Below are 19,528 nucleotides of genomic sequence, written 5' to 3'. Positions count from 1 at the left end.
GCGGGTTATCTGTGGGCGGCCTACCGGTGGGCGTAGGTGAGGCAATCGGCATTGTCGACCCCTGGACCCACATGCACCTCGGCGGCCTTGCACATCAGGTGGTCGTTGTGGGCGCATTCGGAACGCTGGCAGGCGCCGACGTCGGCGAGCACCTTGGGCAGCCCGCCGTGCACGCCGATATCGATGAAGGTGGCGCAGGAAGCGTGGTCTTCGGTGCCGCCGACAGTGATGGCGGCGGCGTTACAGTTTGAATGGTCGTTGAAGGAGCAATTGGTCACGCTGCAGTCGGCTACGTGCGTCGTCATTGGTAATTCCTCCGTGGTTTCGCCACCCTGAGTGAGCGGCTCCGTCCGTCCACGGTAGGCCGCTTCTCAGCGAACAAAAAGACCCAATTGTGTGCCCTAATGCCGCCGGGATGCAGCTGGCGCTCTATGCCTCGGGGCTCTGGAACCGGGCGACGTACCTCCGCTGCCACGGGGTCTCGACGGCGCCGCGGCGGTAGTGCGCCCGCACGAAGGCTACGGCCTCCGCGGGCGGGACACCGTCCAGGACCGCGAGGCAAGCCAGGGCGGTGCCGGTCCGGCCACGGCCGCCCCAGCAGGCGACTTCAACCCGCTCGGTCTCGGCCCGGCGCCAGGCCTCCGTCAGCGCGTCCAGGGTGTCGGCGTCGTCGGCCGGCACACGCAGGTCCCGCCAGCGCACCCACCGGGATTCCCATGACACCGGGGCGGGGCGCCTTCCCAGCAGGTACAGGCCAAATTCAGGCCGCGGCCCGGCGGGAAGCGGCCTGAGAAGCGCACGGCCGCGGATAAGCCGGCCGGAGGGAAGTTCCAGGACTCCGCCCTCGCCAGGATCCCAGGTCTGCGTCATGGTCCTGAGCGTAGACCTTCCGCCGGCAGCCCGCACCGCCTAGTGGCCGGCGCCGAGCTTTCCGCCGAGACGTTGGCGCATCAGGATGCTGGCGTCGTTGAGCCCAACGATCTTCACGTCCTTGCCGTGGTGGTGGTACTTCGCGGTGATGGCGTCCAGGGCTGCGATGGTCGAGGCATCCCAGAGGTGGGAGGCGTGCATGTCGATGACCACGTGCGCGGGATCCAAGGCGTATTCGAACTGGGTGTAGAGGTCGTTGGAGGAAGCGAAGAACAGTTCTCCGTCCACCACGTAGGTGGCCGTTTCATGGCCACCAATGGTCTTGACCGACCGTTCGACGGTGACGAAGTGGGCGACCCGGCGGGCGAACATCACCATGGCGACGAGGACGCCGACGCCAACGCCGATGGCGAGGTTGTGGGTGGCGACGGTGACGATGACGGTGGCGACCATAACGATGGTTTCGCTTTTGGGCATCGCTTTGAGAGTGCGGGGGTGGATGCTGTGCCAGTCGAAGGTCGCGACCGACACGAAGATCATCACGGCCACCAGGGCGGCCATGGGGATCACGGAGACAATGTCACCCAGGACCACCACCAGGATGAGCAGGAAGATTCCGGCGAGGAAAGTCGAGATCCGGGTGCGGGCGCCGGAGGCTTTGACGTTGATCATGGTCTGGCCGATCATCGCGCAGCCGCCCATGCCGCCGAAGAAGCCTGTCACAATGTTCGCGACGCCCTGGCCCCAGGCCTCGCGGGTCTTGTGGGATCGGGTGTCCGTGACGTCGTCGACGAGCTTCGCCGTCATGAGGGATTCGAGCAGTCCAACGAACGCCATGGCAAGGGCGAACGGGAAGATCACCTGCAGCGTCTCGAGCGTGAACGGGACATTCGGGATAAACAGTGTCGGCAGGGAGTCGGGGAGCTCGCCCTTGTCGCCCACGGTGGGAACCGCGAGGGCGGCGAAGACGGTAATCAGAGTCAGGACCACGATCGCGACAAGCGGGGCCGGGACAGCCCTGGTGAGCTTCGGCAGGCCGAAGACGATCACAAGCCCCAGCGCGGTGAGCGGATAAACCAGCCAGGGGACCCCGAGGAGTTCGGGGACCTGGGACAGGAAGATCAGGATGGCCAGGGCGTTGACGAAGCCGACCATTACCGAGCGCGGGATGAACCGCATGAGCTTCGCCACCCCGGACAAGCCGAGGATGATCTGGAAGATGCCGGCCATGATCACGGCGGCGATGAAGTAGTCCACGCCGTGGGACTTCACCAGCGGGGCGATGACCAGGGCGATCGCGCCGGTGGCCGCCGAAATCATGGCCGGACGGCCGCCGACGAAGGCAATGGTGACGGCCATCGTGAAGGAGGCGAACAGTCCCAGTCGGGGATCGACGCCGGCAATGATCGAGAACGCGATCGCCTCCGGAATCAGGGCCAAGGCGACGACGAGTCCGGCGAGGACCTCGGTTTTGAGCCTGCGCGGAGACTTCAGGGTTCCCCGGACGGATTGAAGCTGCTCAGGAGTGAACACCGGGGGGTGTTCGGCTTTGGTGACGGCCATTGCTGGCTCCGTTCATGGTCAAGAAGACGCGATGGGCGCCCTCATTTTTCGAAGCTTGTGGGGACGCAGCACCGCGCCGGAAGAGAGCGGGACCGGTCTTGGCGGTCTCACCACTCCCCAAAACTCTACCCTAACGTGATGGTAGGGTTTAAGCGGCACGAAGGAAGGGGCCCAGTGACCGCACAGACCGGCAGCACAATGCACATTGGTGAACTCGCAGAACGCACAGGGCTGTCTTTGCGGACCATCCGGCATTACGACGACGTCGGGCTCCTGCCCGCGACCGCCCGCACCGAGGGCGGTTTCCGGGTCTTTTCCGAGGCAGACGCGTCGCGCCTGATGCTGATCAAGCAAATGAAACCGCTGGGTTTCTCCCTTGAGGAGATGGCGGACATCCTCGGACTGCTGGGCACGGAGGGCACGGCGGACAGCGCGGATGGGGCCGGCGCTGAAGGCGCAGGCCCCCCGGCCCGGCTGGCCGAATTCCTCGAACGGGCCGAACACCAGCGCGCCAAGATGGCCCGCAACCTTAGCCAGGCCGACGAATTCATTGCGATGCTGGGCCAACGGGTCCGCTGACCCCGGAGCCACGACCAGATGGCCGCTGCGGGTCGAGCGCACTGCGGCTGCACGGCTGCAGGCCAACCCCCTGCGGGTCGAGCCCACTGCGGCCCACAGGGGGTTGGGGTTCAGTACCCGGTGCTGCGTCCGCCGCCGAGGACCTCTGCCGTGCCGGACAGCCCCAGCCGGGTGGCGCCTGCTGCGATCATCGCTTGCGCTGCGGCCCAGTCACGGATGCCGCCGGACGCTTTGACCCCAAGACGCGGCGCCACCGTCCGCGCCATCAGTTCAACTGCGTGCACCGTGGCTCCGCCGTCCGGGTGGAAACCCGTGGACGTCTTGACGAAGTCGGCCCCGCTGCTTTCGGCGGCGGCACAACTGCGCACGATCTGCTCGTCCGTCAGCGCCGCCGTTTCGAGGATGACCTTGAGGACCGTGGGTGCCGGGACGGCCTCGCGGACGGCCGCGATGTCGCGTTCGACGGCGGCGTAGTCACCGGACCGGACCGCTCCGACGTCGATCACCATGTCAATCTCGTGGGCGCCGTTGCTCACGGCCTCGGCCGCTTCAGCGGCTTTGACGCTGCTGTGGTGTTTGCCGGACGGGAAGCCGCACACGGCGGTGATCCGGGCGCCGGTGCTGGCCAGCGGCAGCATCGACGGCGAAACGCACACTGAGTAGGCACCCAGCCGGGCGGCTTCGGCAGCAGCGTGCTCAGCCTCGGCCCTGGTTCCCGTGGACTGCAGGAAGGTGTGGTCCACCATCGCGGCCAGGCCGGCCGCATTCAGTTCAGTCATGATTCTCCTTGGAGGTGCGGGGAAAGTGGGTGGCGCTATTTGCAAGTGGCCGTGTCGCCGATGCCGCGCAGGTACGAGCAAAAGTCCTCGACGCCGCTGCCAGTGACGAGCTTGCCCTGCAACACCCGGGACTCTTCGACTTTCTCGCCGCTGGCCACGGCATGGCCGATCTTGGCGACTTCCTGGCCCAGGGCGAACGGGGATTCGGCGTTCGTGGCGTACATCTCCCCGCTCTTCACGGCGGCCAGGGCATCGCCGATGCCGTCGTTGCCGACGATTTTGATGGTGGTCAGCAGGCCGCGGGATTTGACGGCGGCCACTGCTCCGAGCGCCATCTCGTCGTTAGCGCCGTAGATCCCGGTGAGGCCCGGGTTTGCCTGGAGGATGTTGGTGGTGACATCCAGTGCCTTACCGCGGTCGAAGTCCGCGGACTGCACGGCCACCACCTCGACGCCGGGGCATTCCTTCATCCCGGCTTTAAAACCCTCGGACCGGTCCCGGGCAACACTGGTGCCAAGGAGGCCCTGGAGTTCGGCCACCTTGCCGGCGCCGCCGACCGCTTCGCAGAGGGCCGCGGCACCGTTCTTGCCGGCCTGGACGGCGTCGTAACCGATGAACGCTGCCAGCTTGCCCTGATCCGGGACACGGTCGAACGCGACAACGGGAACGTTCGCCTGGTTGGCTTTGACAGTGATCGACCCGCCGGCTTCGCTCGACGTCGGGTCCAGCAGCAGCACACCGGGCTTCTTGACCAGCGCGGTGGTGGCCTGGTTGAGGGATGCGGTGTCGTTGTTGTTGGCGTTCTGCACATCCAGGGCCACGCCCAGCTTCGCGGCCTGGTCCCTGGCGCCGTCCCCCACGGAGACGAAGAACGGGTTGTTCAGTGTGGAAATGACAAGGGTGGCTGATTTCTGCTGCGCCCCCGCGCTCCCGTCGTCAGTGGAGCGTACTGCTGTGGTGACGCCGGCACCGACCAGCAGGAGGGCCACCACCGAGATCATGGCAACCTTCGGAAGGAGCGGCGCCGGGCCGCCGGTGCCGGCTGCGGTCGCCGTCGCGGCTGCTTCAGTCCTGGCCGGACCGGGCCGGAAGATCCGCATCAGCACACCGGAGTTGCGGTCCACGAACACGGCCAGCAGGATCACGGCGCCCTTGACGACGCTCTGCAGGAACGGGGAGACGTTGAGCAGGTTAAGCCCGTTGTCGATCATTGCCAGCAGCACTGCGCCGACGAGGGTGCCCAGCAGTGCCCCGCGGCCGCCTGCAAGGCTGGTGCCGCCGATGATCACGGCGGCGATGGCGGCGAGTTCCAGGCCCGTGCCCGCGGTGGGCTGCGCCGTCCCGAGGCGGGCGGTGAGGATGAACCCGGCGGTGGCGGCGAGGACACCGGAGATCATAAAGGCCATGATCTTGACCCGGTCCGTGCTGATGCCGGCGAGTCGGGCGGCGTCGGCGTTGTCACCGGTGGCGTAGAGTTCGCGGCCGAAGCGGGTGCGGGCCAGGATGTAGCCGAAGAGCACGCCCAGGACCAGCATGATCCAGATGGGCGTGGGGATGCCGAGGAGGTTGCCCTGGCCCAGTGCCAGGAACGCCGCGTCCGTCACCTTGACGGGGTTGCCCTGGGAGAACTGCAGCGTGAGGCCGGCGAAGATGGACATGGTCGCCAGGGTGGCGATGAACGAGGGCATCTTGGCTTTGGTGACCAGCACACCGTTGATCAGGCCCGCCAGTGCGCCGACCGCGAGGCCCGCGGCGAGTCCGGCGACAACACCGTACTGGCTGATGACGCTCGCGGTGGTGATGGCGCTGAAGCCAAGGACCGCGCCGACGGACAGATCGATCTCCGCGAGGATAATCACGTAGGTCTGGCCTGCGGCGATCAGGGCGACGACGGCGGCCGTGAGCAGCACGTTGAGCATGTTGGAGGGCTGCAGGAACAGGGGCGTGGCGAACACCAGCGCGATGGCCACGAAGGCCAGCATCCACACCGCGCGCAGCTGGTCGTTGAAGAGGGATATTTTTTTCATCGGGATACGGTCTCCATTGCGTGTTCCAGGACGGACTGCTGGGTCAGGGCGTCGGAGGACAGTTCAGCGTTGATGCTGCCCCCGCGCATGACCAGCACCCGGTCCGACATTTCGACAAGTTCGGGAAGGTCTGACGAGACAAGGACGACGGCGACGCCCTGGGCGGCGACGTCGTTGATGATGGAGTAGATCTCCGCCTTGGCGCCGACATCGACGCCGCGGGTGGGTTCTTCCATCAGCAGGATCGCCGGGTTGCCCAGCAAGCAGCGGGCCAGGAGGACCTTCTGCTGGTTGCCGCCGGAAAGCGTCCCGACGGCGTCGTCAATGCTGTTGCATTTGACGCTCAGCCGGGTGGAAATTTCCTGGCACCGGTCCCGTTCGCGTTTGAGTGCCACGATCCCCTTGCGGGTGATGGCCCCGAGGGTGGCGAGGGACTCGTTGTGCGAAATCGGCTGGGCGAGGGTGAGTCCCTCCGCCTGCCGGTCGGGGGTCAGGTAGGCCACACCGGCGCTGATGGCATGCCGGGGTGACTTCAGGGTGAGCGGATTGCCGTCGATGCTGACGGTGCCCGCGGCGTCGTCCAGGCCGAAGAGGGCCCGGAGGACATCCCCCTTTCCGCTGCCCATGACCCCGCCGATGCCGAGGACTTCGCCGGCGTGGACTTTGAAGGACACCCCGTTGACGCCGGCCGATTCGAGGTTCTGGACGTCGAGCCGCACCCGGTCCGTGGCGTGGTGTTCCTTGGGGTAGAAGTTCTCCACTTCGCCGCCCACCATGGCCGCCACGACGGCGGCTTCGGTCAGCTCGGCGGCGGTGCCGGTCTTGGACACGCGGCCGTCGCGCATCACCACGATGCGGTCGGAGAGGGCGAAGACCTCCGGGAGCCGGTGGCTGATGTAGATAACGGCGACACCGGCGGCCTGGATCTTGCGGACCTGGGCGAACAGGAGTTCCGATTCGCGGTCGTCCAGGGCCGCCGTTGGCTCATCGAGGATGAGCAGCTTGACCGAGTGGTTGAGGCAGCGCGCGAGCTGGACGAGCTGCTGCTGACCGAAGCTGAGTTTTCCCACGGGCAGGCGGGTGTCGACGTCGATCCCCACCTGGCTCAGGAGCTCGGCGGCGCGGGCATGCATCTTGTCCTTGTTGACGAACATCCGGCCGAACTCGCCGGCGCCGTCGTGGGCGAAGATGTTCGAGGCGACGTCCAGCTGCGGGAACAGGTTGTTCTTCAGCTCCTGGTAGATGACCTGGACGCCGGACGCCATGGCGTCCTGCGGCCCGCTGAACTTCCGCACCTCGCCGTCCAGGATGATCTGGCCGGAATCGGGCTGGTAGGCCCCGGCGATGATCCGGGTCAGGGTGGATTTTCCGGCCCCGTTTTCCCCAACGAGGGACACGATTTCGCCGGGTTCGATGCTGAGGTCCACACCGCGGAGCACGCGGTTTGGCCCGAAGGACTTGGTGATGCCGCTGAGGGTGACTGTCATGTCAGTACACCACTCCGGCCACAAGGATCACGTTGGCGTAGGGGGTGAATTCGCCGGACCGGACGGCGGCCCTGGAGTTCCTGGTCCGCTGTTTGAATTCCGTGTGGGGGACGAGTTCGAGCGGAATGCCGTGGTCGCCGAGCCGTTCCTTGAGGGCCTCAAGGAGTTCAGGGCTGTGTTCGGCTATCTCCGACGCCGCGATGGCGCCTTCCGCCTCGACTTCTGCCAGGACCACGTCCAGGCACTCGAGGAACCGCGGGACGTTGGCCGTCAGGGCGAGATCGATCCGTTCCACTCCGGCCGGAATCGGCAGGCCGGCGTCGGTCACGACGAGTTCGTCGGTATGGCCCAGTTCTGAGATGACCCGGGCGAGGGATGCGTTGAGGGTACCGCTGTTTTTGCGCATAGTTGCTCCACTGCGTTGTAGAGGATGGGACTTCGGGGTGGTCTGGTTGCCCGCGGTCAGCGGGCTGTGGCCGTCTGGGCGGCGAGGAACGAGTCGATCGCGTCGCGCCGGGGCAGGCTCGGGCTGGCGCCGGCCACGGTGACCGCCAGCGCGCCGCCGGCCATGGCGCGACGCAGCGACTCATCCCAGTCCAGCCCTTCGGCCAGCGCGCTGCCCAGCACACCGGCAAAGGCATCGCCGGCGGCTGTGGTGTCCACCGCCGTGACACGGAAGGGTTCCCGCAGGGTCACGGCCGTGCTGTCCGCGGAAGTCCGTTCAACGACGACGGCGCCGGCCCCGGCCAGGGTGACGACGGCGCGCCGCACGCCGCGGTCGGTGAACCAGCGTCCGGCCGCGGTGGCGGATTCGTGGTCGGATACCGCGATTCCAGTAATGAGACGCGCTTCGGTCTCGTTGGGGGTGACGATGTCCACGTGGGCCCAGAAGTCCTCGTCCAGGGGCGCGGCCGGGGCCGGGGCAGGATCAAGAATCACGGTGATGCCGCGGGCCTTGCACGCACGTGCCGCTTCCAGCGCGGATTCGTGCGGGATTTCCAGCTGGATCAGGGCCACGTTGGCGGGACGCTGAAACTGGTCAAGGGCATCCCTGATGTGGCCGGGGCTCAGCCGGGAGTTGGCGAGCGGGATCATCACGATGTCGTTCTCCGCTGAGGCGTCCACCCGGATGTGGGCGATTCCGGTGGGTCCTTCCGTGCGCATCACGTGCGTGGTGTCGATGTGTTCCTCGGCCAGGGTCCCGAGGACCAGCTCGCTGAAGCCGTCGTTGCCCACGCTTCCGATCAGGGAGACCTGGCTCCCGGCGCGTGCCGCCGCCAGGGCCTGGTTGGCACCCTTGCCGCCGAGGACCATGGTGAAGGCGTTGCCGAGGACGGTTTCCCCCGGCTGGGGGAGCCGGTCGCTGAAACTGGTCAGATCGCAGGTGATGCTGCCGATCACCAGTACATTCCCGTTTCCGGGCACAGTTGTGGTCATGGGGGTTCCTTAATGATGAGGTCAGGTGGGGCGTCAGTTGGAGGCAGGAGAGGCGCAGGACTGCCGGATGGTCAGGCTCACCGGCAGGACTTTGTGCTCCAGGGGTGGCTGCTTGGGGCTGCCGAAATGTTCAATCCGTTTAAGCAGGAGGTCCGCGGCCGCGTGGCCCTCCGCAATGGCGGGCCGTGAGATCACGGTGACGGGCGCGGGGAGCAGTTCCGCAAGGTCGAAGTCGTCAAAGCAAAGGAAGGAAAGCTGTCCGGGGATGGATACCCCCGCGGCGTGCAGGGAGAGCAGGGCACCCTGGGCCATGGTGTTGTTGCCCACGAACAGGGCCGTGATTCCGGCGGGCCGGCCGATCAGTTCCTGTTCGATCAGCTCCTGGGCGGCGCGGCGCCCGAAGTCACGGCTGAATTCGCCGATTTTGACGGCTTCTGCCGGGATCTGGATGCCGGCGTCGGCCAGGGCCTGAAGGAAGACCTGGTGCCGGACCCGTCCCGGAACGGTGTCCTGGCGTCCGCTGATAATGCCGATCCTGCGGTGCCCCAGCGACAGGAGATACTCCGCGGCGGCCTTAGCACCGCTGGCATTGTCCACATGGACCAGGTCGAAGCCCGGCTCCTCCCCCACCATCCGGTCGATCAGCACCACCGGCTTGTTGAGGTCCGCCAGCATCCTGCGGGTGCGGTCGCCTTCCTCGGCCGGGACGATCGCGACGGCGTCGACGGCGTCGATGAGGTTTCCCAGGAGCTCCGATTCCGCGCTGAACTGCTCATCGCTGCTGGCCACGATGATGCGGAAACCCTGCGTCATGGCCCGTTCCTCGATGCCACGGACCAGGGCGGCGAAGTAAGGGTTGGAGATGTCGGGCACAATCACGGCAATGCTGTGGTGCTTACCCAGGCGCAGGCCGCGGGCACTGGCGTTGGGCCGGTAGCCGAGATCATCGATGGCCCGCCGGATCGCCTCGGCGCTCCGGACGTTTTCCCCTGCCAGCATGCGCGAGACGCTGGCGATCGACACGCCGGCACGTCTAGCCACGTCATGGATGTTTGCCACGGATGCCCTCTCCTTTGAGTCGGCCGGGTCTGCTGGTCCGGCCCTTCCGGACCGGCATAAGGCGCCGCCTGTGAATCAACTCACGTCGGCATTTGAATACTGTAAACGTTTTCAGTTGAGATGACAAGGGCAGGTTCTCCACGCTGTTTCTGCCGCACGGACGGTGAGGGAATCCTCCGGACCGACGCCGGCGGCCGGTCCTTGGGCTCGGGGCGCCTAATCCTGCAGCCGGGAAAGCAGCCGGGCGACGGCGAGCTCCGCGACAGCGTCCGCCGTCCCGGCGGTCCCTGGCGGGAGCAAGTCGACGCCGTCCTGCTGCGGGGTGTCCGAGAAAACCAGCAGGGCAACGCCGCGCTCGACGAGTTCCGCCATCGTCTCGAGGTCTTCGGTGGTTCGGTCCGCCGGCACGGAGCCGAGAATGACGCCGTCGGCGCCGCCGGAGAGCATGAACTGCCGCCAGCTGTCGCCCACCAGGATGACCGGCTGGTAGCCGCGCCGGGGCAGGATCCTGGCTGCCGCCGCGGCGAGCGCGCGGTCGCCGGAATCGTCGAGGTCGGTGATCGCCACGGCCACGACGTCGGTGCGTCCGCGCCGCATCCCGCGGGCGGCCCGGTTGGGCACATACCCGAGCTCATGGGCCGCGGCATGGACGCGGTCCTGGGTGGGCTGGCTGATCCGGGTATTTCCGCCGGGGCGGCCGGACAGCACGTAGGAGACCGTGGTCAGGGACACCCCTGCCGCCTCCGCAACGTCGCGGATGGTGGGCTTGGATCCGTGCCGCACTGATGACTCCCGGGTACTTCTGCGCCGCGGATTCGCGGCGGTTGCTGAAACTTCGTCCTGGGGTCTACCCCCTGGTGAACTCTAGCCCTCACCCCAACACGGGGTCACCTGGCGCCCATCCCGGGGCCGTGGATCGGCGTTAGGTGACCCCGCGTTGCTGTTTGACGGGCGAGGGCGGCGCCGGTGCTTTCCGGCCAGCACCGCGTCCTTTAGTCGTCGCAGGTGCAGCGCTGATCCTGCGGTACATCGGCCATGACCGAGTCGACGTGCTCGCCGCAGCCGGCCCAGGTGATTTTTCCACAACGATTACAACGAACTGCAGCACACATATGAACTCCAATTTCGGGGTGCCGCGAGTGCCGCACCTGATACGACAATAATACCCCATAGGGTATATTGGAGAAGTCCCCGGCCGCAGGGGAGCCACCCGGTAGCGCCAAAGGATCAGCATGGACACGCAGAAACTGCCAGAAGGCTCGAAGCCGGACCAGGCCGACAAGCCGCGGCACATAACGGCCTCAGCCCCGCCCGGACTGGAAAATCAGCGGCTCCAGCGCCGCGTGGTTTCCGTCCTCGTCGGAGGCCAGATCCTCGGCGGCATCGGCATGGGAGCGACGCTTTCCCTCGGCTCCCTGCTGGCGGCACAGCTCTCCGGGTCCAACGCGTGGTCCGGCATGGCCGCCACGATGAGCACCCTCGGCGCCGCCTTCGCCGCCGTCCCCCTGGCCCGGCTGGCCCAGGCCCGCGGACGGCGGGTCTCACTCTCCACCGGCGCCCTGATTGCCGGTGCGGGAGCCGTCACGGCCATCACCTCAGCCGCGCTGGGCGTCTTTCCGTTGCTGCTGCTCGGCCTCATGCTCCTTGGGGCGGGCTCCGCAGTGAACCTGCAGGCCCGATTCGCCGCCACCGATCTGGCCCGCCCCGGGTCCCGGGGCCGGGACCTCTCGATCGTGGTGTGGTCCACAACCATCGGCGCCGTCCTGGGCCCGAATCTCTTTGGTCCCGGCGAGACCGTCGGCGCCGCCCTTGGCCTGCCCCCGCTGACGGGCGCGTTCGCCTTCTCCGTGGCCGCCCAGCTCGCGGCCGCCGTCGTTTATGCGACCGGCCTGCGGCCTGACCCCCTCCTCACCGCCATGGCCTCCCGCGTGCCCGACCTGGAAGCGCCGCAGCCCAAGAGCGGGCTGCGGATTCTGCGAAGCAACCCCAGGGCTCGGTATGCGGTGGCCGCCGTCGCCCTCAGCCACGCCACGATGGTGGCGCTCATGTCGATGACCCCCGTGCACCTGCGCGACCACGGGGCCAGCCTCACGGTGGTCGGCCTGACGATCAGCCTGCACATCGCCGGGATGTATGCCCTGTCCCCCGTTTTCGGCTGGATGGCGGACAAGGCCGGGCGGGTGCCGACGATCCTGCTGGGCCAGGGCATGCTGCTGGTTTCGCTGGTGCTGGCCGGCGTCGCGCCGGACTCCGGCACCGCCGTGACCGCGAGCCTGATCCTGCTGGGGCTGGGCTGGTCCGCCTCGGTGGTTGCCGGCTCTGCCCTGGTGGCCGAGTCGGCCCATGTGCAGGACCGTCCGGCGATCCAGGGCGTTTCGGACCTGAGCATGAACGCAGCCGGGGCCACCGGCGGCGCGCTGGCCGGGCCGGTGCTGGCCGCCGTCGGATATTCCGGGCTCGGTTTCCTTTCCATCGCCCTGGTGGTCACCGTGATCATCTGGACCGCCGGGCAGCCACGACGCCCCACCCCGGACCAGGAGCAGCCATGACAGCCAGCAGCAAGCCCGAACAGCACCTCCCCCCGGGCACGGACCAGGCGCCCGCCGGACTAAACCGCGTCCGGCAGCTCCCGCAGGTACTCCGCAGCTGGTCCCGGTCACGCGTGGCCGCGACCGTCGTCGCGGCAGGCCTCGCCGCCGTTTTCCTGATGGCCGCCAACGGCATGATCGCCGGCGCCGGCACCGGCTGGACGGGTCACGCCCTGGTGGGTGCGGGGTCGATCCTTGCCGGCTTTCTGGCAGGCAGCTATGTGAACGCACCGATCGGCGCGGCGGCCACGCTGTGCGATCTGCGCTGGCCCGCCCTGGGCCTCTTCGGTGTGGTGTGGGCGAGCTCGACGAGGGAGGCCCTTCCGGCAGCCCAGATCGCCGTCGGGCTGCTGTCCCTGGCCGTGATGGCCTGGGCGCTGCACGGCCGCCTGGAGCTGGAGCGCAAGGTCACGCTGGGCCGGAGCGGATCGCCGGATGCCGACGACGACGTCTGCACCGACTGCCGCCCGTTGTTCCCCACCAGACCGGGGCCGCAGGGCTGAAAGCCACAGTAAGACGTCTTCGACAGCCTGTAGAATTACCCGTGAGCGAGGAGGAACCATGACGGGACGCGGCTTGCGGCTTGTGCGCGGCTGGATCGGCGCCGTCGTCGCAACCTCCATCGCCGCCGGTTCGCACTTCCTGTCCGGAGGCAACGCCCCCCAACTTCCCCTCCTGGCGCTGGCGCTGGCACTGTCCGGGCTGGCCTGCACCGCACTCACGGGCCGCGGGCTGTCCTTGTGGCGGCTCTCCGCGGGCGTGGCACTGAGCCAGGGACTTTTCCACTGGCTGTTCAGCGGAGCAGCGGCTCCCCATGGGTCCGTCGCTCCGGCCGGCGGCCACCTGGCCCACTCCTCCGTGCTGGAACCTGCTGCCGGCACGGTCCTGGCCTCCGCGCCGGACCATGCCTCGCCACTGATGTGGCTGGGCCACGCCGTCGCGGCCCTCCTGACCGTGGCGATCCTGCGTCACGGCGAAGTGACCGTCCTCCGGCTGGTTCACGCCATGCGCCTGCGCGTAACGGCCTTCCTCCCGCTTTTCCTGCCCTTGCCGGTCCGCCCGGCCCCGGCCGCCCTGCCCGCCAACCGGCCTGTCAGGCCGCTGCGAAACCTCGGCGCGCCCCTGCTGGTGATGCGCCACCGCGGGCCTCCCCTGCTTCCGCCCGCGTCCTAGGCGCACTGCGCCTTTCACCCGATAAGCCCCGCCGCGCTGCCAAGACAGCGCCGGGGCGGGAAGCAGCCATGACAAGAAAACCCTTGAAAAAATGGCGGAATCCTGGCTTGGGGGCAACACTGCTCGCCGCCCTCCTGCTCTGCGTAGGCGCCAGCCTCCCCGCAGCACCGGCAGCCGTTGCCCACGACCAGCTGATTTCGTCCAGCCCGGCGCCCGATGAGCGCCTGGACAAAACACCTGCCAGCATCATCCTGGCCTTCAGTTCGCCCCTGCTCGCACTCGGCCATGAGGTCCGTGTTGTCGATGACAACGCCAAGAACTGGGTCAGCGGTGCCGCTGTGCTCAGCCGGGAAACGCTGACCCAAGCGCTCCCGGAACTCCCCGACGGCGGCTACCAGGTCATCTGGCGGGTGGTCTCCGCGGATGGTCACCCGATCAGTGGCAGCTACGGGTTCCGCGTCGGCAATCCTGCCGCCGCCGCGCCCGCAGCCTCCGCCAGCCCGACGGCCAGCGTTGAAACCACCGCGGCTGCCGCCACCGGCACCGGGGACGGCGCCGGTGACGGTGACGGAGTGCCCGGCTGGCTGCCTGCCGCCGGAATCGCTGCGGCCGCAGGTCTCGGCATCTACCTGGTCTTCGCAGGCCTCCGGCGCATCAAGCGCAACACAAAATCCCCCAGCGACTAACACTTTCCAGGCCGGCCCGCTGCGGCCGCCTGCCACGATTCAGGAGCACCACCATGTCCAAGAAGCTCATGTACCCCGCCCTTTCCGTTCTCGCCGCCGCGGCCCTGGCACTAACCGGCTGCGCCCCCTCGGCTTCGACGCCGGCACCGTCCGCGTCTGCTGCCGTCGCCTCCCCGTCCAGCGCCTCCGCCGCACTGGCGGTCAGCCAGCCATGGGTCAAAGCCGCCTCTTCCGGGATGACCGGCGGATTCGGCGTCATCACGAACACCTCCGACGCCGATGTCACCGTCACCGGCGCCTCGACCCCCGCGGCCCGGATGGTCGAACTTCACGAAACTGTTGCGGGATCCACCGGCGCCATGCAGATGCAGCCCAAGGAGGGCGGATTTGTCATCCCGGCCGGCGGCGAACTGACCCTGGAGCCGGGCGCCAACCACCTCATGCTGATGGGCCTGACAGCACCGATCACTGCCGGCACTGAGGTGACGTTCACACTGGCGCTGGCGGACGGCGGAAGCCTGGAAATCACCGCCGTGGCGAAGGACTTCAGCGGCGCCAACGAGAACTATGTCGAAGAAGGAAGCGCCGGCATGTCCCACGGCCAGCCCTCCGGCACCCCCGGCAGCGCCCCCGCTTCGGCGCCGGCGCCGACTTCGAAGTGACGGCCGGGGATCAGAAGCCCGCGGGTCCAACCGCGGGCAGTGACGGGCCCGGAGCCCCGAGGAAACTGCCGCGGCGCGGCCTGCTCTTCGGCGGCGCCGCCGCAGGACTGGGGGCGCTGGCCGCTGCCGGCGCCCACCTCGCCGGGGCGGATGCCCAGGAGGCCGGGAAGTCTGCACGGACCGGGCCCGCGGAGAGCGTCCACGGCGGCGGAGTTGTCCCTTTTTACGGCGACCGTCAGGCGGGAATTACGACGGCGGCGCAGGCCCACGGCGTTTTTGTCGCGCTGGATCTGCTCCCGGGAACAACGCGCGCGGGGGTCAGGGCGCTGCTGCGGCTCCTCAGCGACGATGCCGCGAACCTCGCCGCGGGAAAACCGGCACTGGCCGACACCGAAGGCGAGCTTGCCCAGGTGCCGGCCCGGCTGACCGTCACCTTCGGTTTTGGGCCCGGGCTGGTTGCCGCGGTGGACCCCGCCCGGGCACCGGGCTGGTTGAAGCCGCTGCCGGTCTTCAGCATCGACCGGCTGCAGCCCGGGTTCTCCGACGGTGATCTGCTGCTGCAAATCTGCGCGGATGATCCGTTGACCGTGGCGCATGCCCAACGGATGCTCCTCAAGGACAGCCGGAGCTTCGCGTCCGTCCGCTGGGTGCAGACCGGCTTCCGGCGTTCGTATGGCAGCGAGAAGTCCGGGACCACCATGCGGAACCTCTTCGGCCAGGTGGATGGGACCTCGAACCCGGCGCCGGACAGCACCGACGCTGAACGCGTCGTCTGGGGCGGCGGGGACATTCCCGCGTGGACGGACAACGGCACGTCCGTTGTGATTCGCCGGATCGCGATGAACCTGGACAAGTGGGACGAGCTGGACCGCGTGGGCCGGGAGGAATCCGTGGGCCGCCGGCTCTCCAACGGCGCACCGCTGACCGGGACTCAGGAGCACGACGAGCCGGACTTCGCGGCCGCCTCCAAGCTCGGGTTCCCGGTGATCTCGGACGTCTCGCACCTGCGCCGGGCCCGGCCCGAGGACAGTTCGCAGCGGATCTTCCGGCGGGCGTACAACTACGATGCCGCCCCGGGCGCCGGAGGGGTCTCGGACTCGGGGCTGATCTTCGTGTCCTACCAGTCCGACGTCGACAAGCAGTTCACGCCCATCCAGCGCCGGCTCGACGAAATGGACATGCTCAATCAGTGGACGACGCCGATCGGCTCGGCCGTTTTCGCCATCCCCCCGGGGTGCCGTGAGGGCGGGTTCGTCGGCGAAGGCCTGTTTGCCTGATCCGAAGCAACGCGGGGTCACCTCGCGCCCATCCCGAGGCCCCGGATGGGCGTGAAGTGACCCCGCGTCGGCTGGGGAAGTGCGTGCAACTAGGGGGTATCCCCGCCGATGCTGGCAGCCTCGTCCAGGGTGCGCGCCTCGAAGTGCTCCAGCATCTCGCGCATGCCCTCCAGGCTCTGCTTGAACATCTCGGACGCCCGCCACTGCTCCACCTGTTCCAGGGATTCCCACGGGCCGGTACTGATGAACCGGTTCCGGACGTCGTGGTCATGCATCAGCACGGCCTTCCCATGCGGGAAGTCTTCCTGGGTCTTTCGGGCCAGATCCCGCCAGGCTTGCACGAAATCGTTCTCGCGGCCCGGGTGTACCAACCAAATTCCCAGCGTATAAACCGACACGTCGATCGCCTCCATAGTCTGCAAGGGGTGGATTCCCCGATTATCGGCCCGGCCGCCATCCTGCCGGTAGGGCCGATTTACCCGACGGCGGGCCTTTCCCGGCTGCAGAAAGTCCGTGCGCGGGACCCGGCGGATTTGTAGGCTGATGCCATGAATGAAACCCAGGAGAAAGTCGACGGGTTCTTCGGGCGCTACGCCTCGGCGCTGCTCGCCCGCGATGCCACAGCGATCGCCGGCATGTATGCGGTGCCGTCACTCATCCTGTTCCCCGGCACGTCGATCCCGGTCAGTGACGCCCGCCAGGCCGAGGAGTTCTTCACGGCCGCTTTTGGCCAGTACGAAGGGGTGAAGGACCTTGAGAAACAGATCGCCATCATGGGCGAGGCTCCGGGCACCGTCTGGGCCGACGTCACCTGGTCCTACGCCGGCCGGCCACCTGAGCGGTTCTGCTACCAGCTTGTCGATTCAGCTGACGGCTACCGGATCGCGGTGCTCACGCTGATGGCCTGAACACCTCCTCACAAACAACGCGGGGCCACTTCGCGCCCATCCTGGGGCCCTGGACGGGCGCGAAGTGACCCCGCGTTGGAGTTTGCCGGACGACGGCGGCGGCAAGAGTGCGCCGGGCCCTACACCTTCCGGTGGATCGACTTGTAGCTCAGGTACGCGTTGAGGCCCTCGACGCCGTACTCGGTGCCGAGGCCGGAATCGTGCCGGCCGCCGAACGGTGCGGCGTGGTTGGAGGCGAAGAAGTTGATGCCCACCGAGCCGGTGTCCATCCGGTCCGCCACGGCGAGCGCCGCCTCCGGATCGCCGCCGAACACCAGCCCGCCCAGCCCGAACTCCGTGTTGTTCGCCAGCGCAACGGCCTCATCAGCATTGCCGCCGGCGTCGTCGTACTTCAGGATGCAGATCACCGGGCCGAAGATCTCCTCCCGGGAGATCCGCATGTCCGCGGTGACGTCGGCGAACACGGTGGGTTCCACGAAGTACCCGTGTTCCAGTCCGCCGCCCAGCGCTGCCGCGCGCCCGCCGGTGGTGGCGCGGGCGCCTTCGGCCAGTCCGGACTCCACGTATTCCAGCACGGTGCGGTACTGGGATTCGGTGGCGCAGGGCCCGAAGACCGTGTCCGGGTCCAGCGGGTCCCCCTGCTTGCCGGCGGCGATGGTGGAAGTGACCATGTCCACCACTTCCTCGTAGCGGCTGGCGGGGGCCAGGATCCGGGTCGAGATGTAGCAGGTCTGTCCGGTGTTGCGCATCGAGGAGCGGATCAGCACCTTGGACATCGCGTCCAGGTCCGCGTCCGGCAGCACAATCGCGCTGGATTTGCCGCCAAGCTCCAGGGTGACGGGGCGCAGCAGCTCGCCGCAGGCCGCCGCGATCTTCCGGCCCACCGGCGTCGAACCGGTGAACGCCACCTTGTCCACGCCCGGGTGCTTCACCAGCGCGTCTCCCAGCCGGCCGGAACCGGTGACGAGGTTGACGACGCCGGCCGGAACGCCGGCCGCGGCCACCGCGTCGATGATCACCCGGAGCGAGAGCGGGGTGGGCGACGCCGGCTTGATCACCACGGTGCAGCCGGCCAGCAGGGCCGGGGCGAGCTTGATCACCACAAGGTTGATCGGGAAGTTCCAGGGCGCGATCAGCGCGCACACGCCGATCGGTTCTCGCCGGACCACGGATTCGCCGCCGCCCTTGGGAAAGGCCCGGACGTCCTCGCGCTCCAGGTAGTCGGCGAGGGTGGCGAAGTACCGGAAAATGCCCGCGGCGTTGGCTGCGGCCCCGGTGGATTCGGAGACCGGCGATCCGTTCTCGCGGGTGTTCGTCAGCGAGAGTTCCTCGGCCCGCTTCTCCACTTCCTCGGCAATGCGCAGGAGGTACGCGGCCCGTTCGGAGGGCGCCAGCCGCGGCCACTCGCCGTCGTCGAATGCCCGGCGGGCGGAGCCGACGGCGGCGTCCACATCTTCGGGGGTGCCGTCCGGGACGGAGCCCCAGACGTCGCCGGTGGCGGGATCGGTGACCGGGTTGCGGCCCGTGCCCCGCGCCGGGGTCCAGGCGCCGTCGAGAAAGACGTCATCCACATGCGTGTACGGGAGCAGGAGCCCGGCGCGGGCGGCCAGGGCGGCAGCGTCGTGCGTCGCGGCGGTCACCGGATGACCGCCGTCTTGAGCAGTGCGGTGGAGCGGTCCAGATCGGCGGTGGCCATGTCGCGGGCGGCCTGGGTGATGAGTTCGGGCACGATTTCCGCGGCCAGCCGGTCCGTGTAGGTGGCCGGGTCCATCTTGAACCAGGTGGAGGCCAGGGCGATCCCGGCCTGGTCGAAGCGCCACAGCCGGTCGGCGTCGCGCATCAACGCGTCCTCCAGCGACCGGGCCACCGGGCGGGTGTCGTGGCCGTCGATGATCACGCAGACGCGCTCGACGAATTCCGGGGAGTAGCCCAGGCCCGGGAGCACCCGGCGGGCCACGTCGCAGCCCTGCTTCTCGTGTTCGTAGCGGATGGCGGCCTTGCGCCAATCCCCCGCGAAGCCCTCGGAGATGATGCGGGATTCGTCCACATGGGCCCAGCCGGTGTCGTGCAGCAAGGTGGCCACCCGGACCAGTTCGGCGTCGGCGTCGGGGTAGGCGCGGCAGAGCCGCTCGGCGAAGGCGAGCGAGATCGGCAGGTGGATGTCATTGCCGCGGGTGCGGGTCTCGTGCACCACCGCCCGCCACAGCCCGTCGAGTTCCTCGAGCGCCGCCGGGGTGGTGGCGATCGGGGCGGTGTCCACCGGCCCCGGCGCCGGAACCGGCCGGACCGGGTACGCGGCGGCGAAATCCGCAGCCGCGGAATCGACTGCCGCGGAATCGACTGCCGCCGGGTTGTCGGAATCCGGGTTCGCGGTGCCTGCGTCGGCAACCGGGGTCTTGGGGGTGGTCATAGTGCTCCTTCGGGTGGGGCCGG

22 protein-coding genes are annotated in these 19,528 nt (G+C 68.3%); 8 read left to right on the top strand and 14 right to left on the bottom strand.

The features are described from left to right. Positions 1–20 precede the first annotated feature (20 nt). The 3 genes from ABIB29_RS08200 to ABIB29_RS08190 all read right to left on the bottom strand — a co-directional run bounded on the left by ABIB29_RS08200 (position 21) and on the right by ABIB29_RS08190 (position 2,433). Positions 21–305 carry a DUF1540 domain-containing protein gene (locus tag ABIB29_RS08200; RefSeq protein WP_354171731.1) on the bottom strand — a complete coding sequence of 95 codons (285 nt, stop codon included), beginning with the start codon at positions 303–305 and terminating at the stop codon, positions 21–23. A gap of 124 nt (positions 306–429) precedes the next feature. Then, complete coding sequence (locus tag ABIB29_RS08195; protein ID WP_354171729.1) at positions 430–870, bottom strand: protein-tyrosine phosphatase family protein; 441 nt, start codon at positions 868–870, stop codon at positions 430–432. A 39-nt stretch (positions 871–909) separates the two neighbouring features. Next, complete coding sequence (locus ABIB29_RS08190; RefSeq protein WP_354171728.1) at positions 910–2,433, bottom strand: SulP family inorganic anion transporter; 1,524 nt, start codon at positions 2,431–2,433, stop codon at positions 910–912. 138 nt (positions 2,434–2,571) lie between these two features. On the opposite strand from ABIB29_RS08190, the gene ABIB29_RS08185 reads away from it, so the two are divergent. After that, positions 2,572–3,012, top strand: a complete 441-nt coding sequence (locus ABIB29_RS08185; RefSeq protein ID WP_502915580.1) for a MerR family transcriptional regulator — start codon at positions 2,572–2,574, stop codon at positions 3,010–3,012. Between the two features lie 110 nt (positions 3,013–3,122). Here ABIB29_RS08185 and deoC read toward each other — a convergent pair whose 3' ends face one another. From deoC to ABIB29_RS19975, 8 genes are all read right to left on the bottom strand, one after another. After that, on the bottom strand, positions 3,123–3,791 hold the full coding sequence (gene deoC / locus ABIB29_RS08180; protein ID WP_354171724.1) for a deoxyribose-phosphate aldolase: 669 nt from the start codon (positions 3,789–3,791) through the stop codon (positions 3,123–3,125). A 35-nt stretch (positions 3,792–3,826) separates the two neighbouring features. After that, positions 3,827–5,818, bottom strand: coding sequence for an ABC transporter permease/substrate-binding protein (locus ABIB29_RS08175; RefSeq protein WP_354171722.1), 1,992 nt, complete (start codon positions 5,816–5,818; stop codon positions 3,827–3,829). Then, on the bottom strand, positions 5,815–7,305 hold the full coding sequence (locus ABIB29_RS08170) for a sugar ABC transporter ATP-binding protein (RefSeq protein WP_354171720.1): 1,491 nt from the start codon (positions 7,303–7,305) through the stop codon (positions 5,815–5,817). The genes ABIB29_RS08175 and ABIB29_RS08170 overlap by 4 nt, the downstream gene beginning before the upstream one ends. Position 7,306: 1 nt before the next feature. Continuing rightward, positions 7,307–7,711, bottom strand: coding sequence for a D-ribose pyranase (gene rbsD / locus ABIB29_RS08165; RefSeq protein ID WP_354171718.1), 405 nt, complete (start codon positions 7,709–7,711; stop codon positions 7,307–7,309). A gap of 56 nt (positions 7,712–7,767) precedes the next feature. Next, on the bottom strand, positions 7,768–8,742 hold the full coding sequence (locus tag ABIB29_RS08160; RefSeq protein ID WP_354171716.1) for a ribokinase: 975 nt from the start codon (positions 8,740–8,742) through the stop codon (positions 7,768–7,770). 33 nt (positions 8,743–8,775) lie between these two features. Beyond that, complete coding sequence (locus tag ABIB29_RS08155) at positions 8,776–9,801, bottom strand: LacI family DNA-binding transcriptional regulator (protein ID WP_354171714.1); 1,026 nt, start codon at positions 9,799–9,801, stop codon at positions 8,776–8,778. Between the two features lie 216 nt (positions 9,802–10,017). Then, positions 10,018–10,584, bottom strand: coding sequence for a LacI family DNA-binding transcriptional regulator (locus tag ABIB29_RS08150; RefSeq protein ID WP_354171712.1), 567 nt, complete (start codon positions 10,582–10,584; stop codon positions 10,018–10,020). 209 nt (positions 10,585–10,793) lie between these two features. Beyond that, positions 10,794–10,913 (bottom strand): DUF8730 family Cys-rich protein, encoded by a 120-nt coding sequence (locus ABIB29_RS19975; protein ID WP_502915579.1) that lies wholly within the window; start codon positions 10,911–10,913, stop codon positions 10,794–10,796. Between the two features lie 120 nt (positions 10,914–11,033). On the opposite strand from ABIB29_RS19975, the gene ABIB29_RS08145 reads away from it, so the two are divergent. From ABIB29_RS08145 to ABIB29_RS08120, 6 genes are all read left to right on the top strand, one after another. Then, positions 11,034–12,350, top strand: coding sequence for an MFS transporter (locus ABIB29_RS08145; protein ID WP_354171710.1), 1,317 nt, complete (start codon positions 11,034–11,036; stop codon positions 12,348–12,350). Next, positions 12,347–12,892: a hypothetical protein gene (locus tag ABIB29_RS08140; RefSeq protein WP_354171708.1), complete on the top strand. Its 546-nt coding sequence runs from the start codon at positions 12,347–12,349 to the stop codon at positions 12,890–12,892. The genes ABIB29_RS08145 and ABIB29_RS08140 overlap by 4 nt, the downstream gene beginning before the upstream one ends. A 58-nt stretch (positions 12,893–12,950) precedes the next feature. Next, positions 12,951–13,562, top strand: coding sequence for a hypothetical protein (locus tag ABIB29_RS08135; protein WP_354171706.1), 612 nt, complete (start codon positions 12,951–12,953; stop codon positions 13,560–13,562). A 107-nt stretch (positions 13,563–13,669) separates the two neighbouring features. Further along, on the top strand, positions 13,670–14,248 hold the full coding sequence (locus tag ABIB29_RS08130) for a copper resistance CopC family protein (protein ID WP_354171704.1): 579 nt from the start codon (positions 13,670–13,672) through the stop codon (positions 14,246–14,248). Positions 14,249–14,301: 53 nt separating this feature from the next. After that, positions 14,302–14,910 carry a copper chaperone PCu(A)C gene (locus ABIB29_RS08125; protein ID WP_354171702.1) on the top strand — a complete coding sequence of 203 codons (609 nt, stop codon included), beginning with the start codon at positions 14,302–14,304 and terminating at the stop codon, positions 14,908–14,910. Next, on the top strand, positions 14,907–16,187 hold the full coding sequence (locus ABIB29_RS08120; protein WP_502915578.1) for a Dyp-type peroxidase: 1,281 nt from the start codon (positions 14,907–14,909) through the stop codon (positions 16,185–16,187). Before ABIB29_RS08125 ends, ABIB29_RS08120 begins: the two co-directional genes overlap by 4 nt. An 89-nt stretch (positions 16,188–16,276) precedes the next feature. On the opposite strand, the gene ABIB29_RS08115 is transcribed toward ABIB29_RS08120, so the two are convergent. After that, positions 16,277–16,600, bottom strand: coding sequence for an antibiotic biosynthesis monooxygenase family protein (locus tag ABIB29_RS08115; RefSeq protein WP_354171700.1), 324 nt, complete (start codon positions 16,598–16,600; stop codon positions 16,277–16,279). Between the two features lie 135 nt (positions 16,601–16,735). Between ABIB29_RS08115 and ABIB29_RS08110 the strand changes: the two genes are divergently transcribed. Next, positions 16,736–17,095, top strand: coding sequence for a DUF6841 family protein (locus tag ABIB29_RS08110; RefSeq protein ID WP_354171699.1), 360 nt, complete (start codon positions 16,736–16,738; stop codon positions 17,093–17,095). Between the two features lie 119 nt (positions 17,096–17,214). Here ABIB29_RS08110 and ABIB29_RS08105 read toward each other — a convergent pair whose 3' ends face one another. Next, complete coding sequence (locus tag ABIB29_RS08105) at positions 17,215–18,735, bottom strand: aldehyde dehydrogenase family protein (protein WP_354171697.1); 1,521 nt, start codon at positions 18,733–18,735, stop codon at positions 17,215–17,217. After that, the gene (locus ABIB29_RS08100) at positions 18,732–19,505 is read right to left on the bottom strand and encodes an HD domain-containing protein (RefSeq protein ID WP_354171695.1); all 774 of its coding nucleotides are present in this window, start codon (positions 19,503–19,505) and stop codon (positions 18,732–18,734) included. Before ABIB29_RS08100 ends, ABIB29_RS08105 begins: the two co-directional genes overlap by 4 nt. Positions 19,506–19,528 lie beyond the last annotated feature (23 nt).

Source organism: Arthrobacter sp. UYEF36, from assembly GCF_040547025.1.
Taxonomy (GTDB): Bacteria; Actinomycetota; Actinomycetes; order Actinomycetales; family Micrococcaceae; genus Arthrobacter.
The sequence above is the reverse complement of the archived record's forward strand: the minus strand, read 5'-3'. Positions and strand labels throughout refer to the sequence as shown.

Bases quoted from the DNA above. Each gene is read 5' to 3' on its own strand.
- ABIB29_RS08170 (WP_354171720.1), bottom strand. From the start codon at position 7,305: ATGACAGTCACCCTCAGCGGCATCACCAAGTCCTTCGGGCCAAACCGC.
- rbsD (WP_354171718.1), bottom strand. From the start codon at position 7,711: ATGCGCAAAAACAGCGGTACCCTCAACGCATCCCTCGCCCGGGTCATC.
- ABIB29_RS08140 (WP_354171708.1), top strand. From the start codon at position 12,347: ATGACAGCCAGCAGCAAGCCCGAACAGCACCTCCCCCCGGGCACGGAC.
- ABIB29_RS08115 (WP_354171700.1), bottom strand. From the start codon at position 16,600: ATGGAGGCGATCGACGTGTCGGTTTATACGCTGGGAATTTGGTTGGTA.
- ABIB29_RS08185 (WP_502915580.1), top strand. From the start codon at position 2,572: ATGGTAGGGTTTAAGCGGCACGAAGGAAGGGGCCCAGTGACCGCACAG.
- ABIB29_RS08135 (WP_354171706.1), top strand. From the start codon at position 12,951: ATGACGGGACGCGGCTTGCGGCTTGTGCGCGGCTGGATCGGCGCCGTC.
- ABIB29_RS08110 (WP_354171699.1), top strand. From the start codon at position 16,736: ATGAATGAAACCCAGGAGAAAGTCGACGGGTTCTTCGGGCGCTACGCC.
- ABIB29_RS08145 (WP_354171710.1), top strand. From the start codon at position 11,034: ATGGACACGCAGAAACTGCCAGAAGGCTCGAAGCCGGACCAGGCCGAC.
- ABIB29_RS08195 (WP_354171729.1), bottom strand. From the start codon at position 870: ATGACGCAGACCTGGGATCCTGGCGAGGGCGGAGTCCTGGAACTTCCC.
- ABIB29_RS19975 (WP_502915579.1), bottom strand. From the start codon at position 10,913: ATGTGTGCTGCAGTTCGTTGTAATCGTTGTGGAAAAATCACCTGGGCC.
- ABIB29_RS08200 (WP_354171731.1), bottom strand. From the start codon at position 305: ATGACGACGCACGTAGCCGACTGCAGCGTGACCAATTGCTCCTTCAAC.
- ABIB29_RS08160 (WP_354171716.1), bottom strand. From the start codon at position 8,742: ATGACCACAACTGTGCCCGGAAACGGGAATGTACTGGTGATCGGCAGC.
- ABIB29_RS08175 (WP_354171722.1), bottom strand. From the start codon at position 5,818: ATGAAAAAAATATCCCTCTTCAACGACCAGCTGCGCGCGGTGTGGATG.
- ABIB29_RS08190 (WP_354171728.1), bottom strand. From the start codon at position 2,433: ATGGCCGTCACCAAAGCCGAACACCCCCCGGTGTTCACTCCTGAGCAG.
- ABIB29_RS08100 (WP_354171695.1), bottom strand. From the start codon at position 19,505: ATGACCACCCCCAAGACCCCGGTTGCCGACGCAGGCACCGCGAACCCG.
- ABIB29_RS08125 (WP_354171702.1), top strand. From the start codon at position 14,302: ATGTCCAAGAAGCTCATGTACCCCGCCCTTTCCGTTCTCGCCGCCGCG.
- deoC (WP_354171724.1), bottom strand. From the start codon at position 3,791: ATGACTGAACTGAATGCGGCCGGCCTGGCCGCGATGGTGGACCACACC.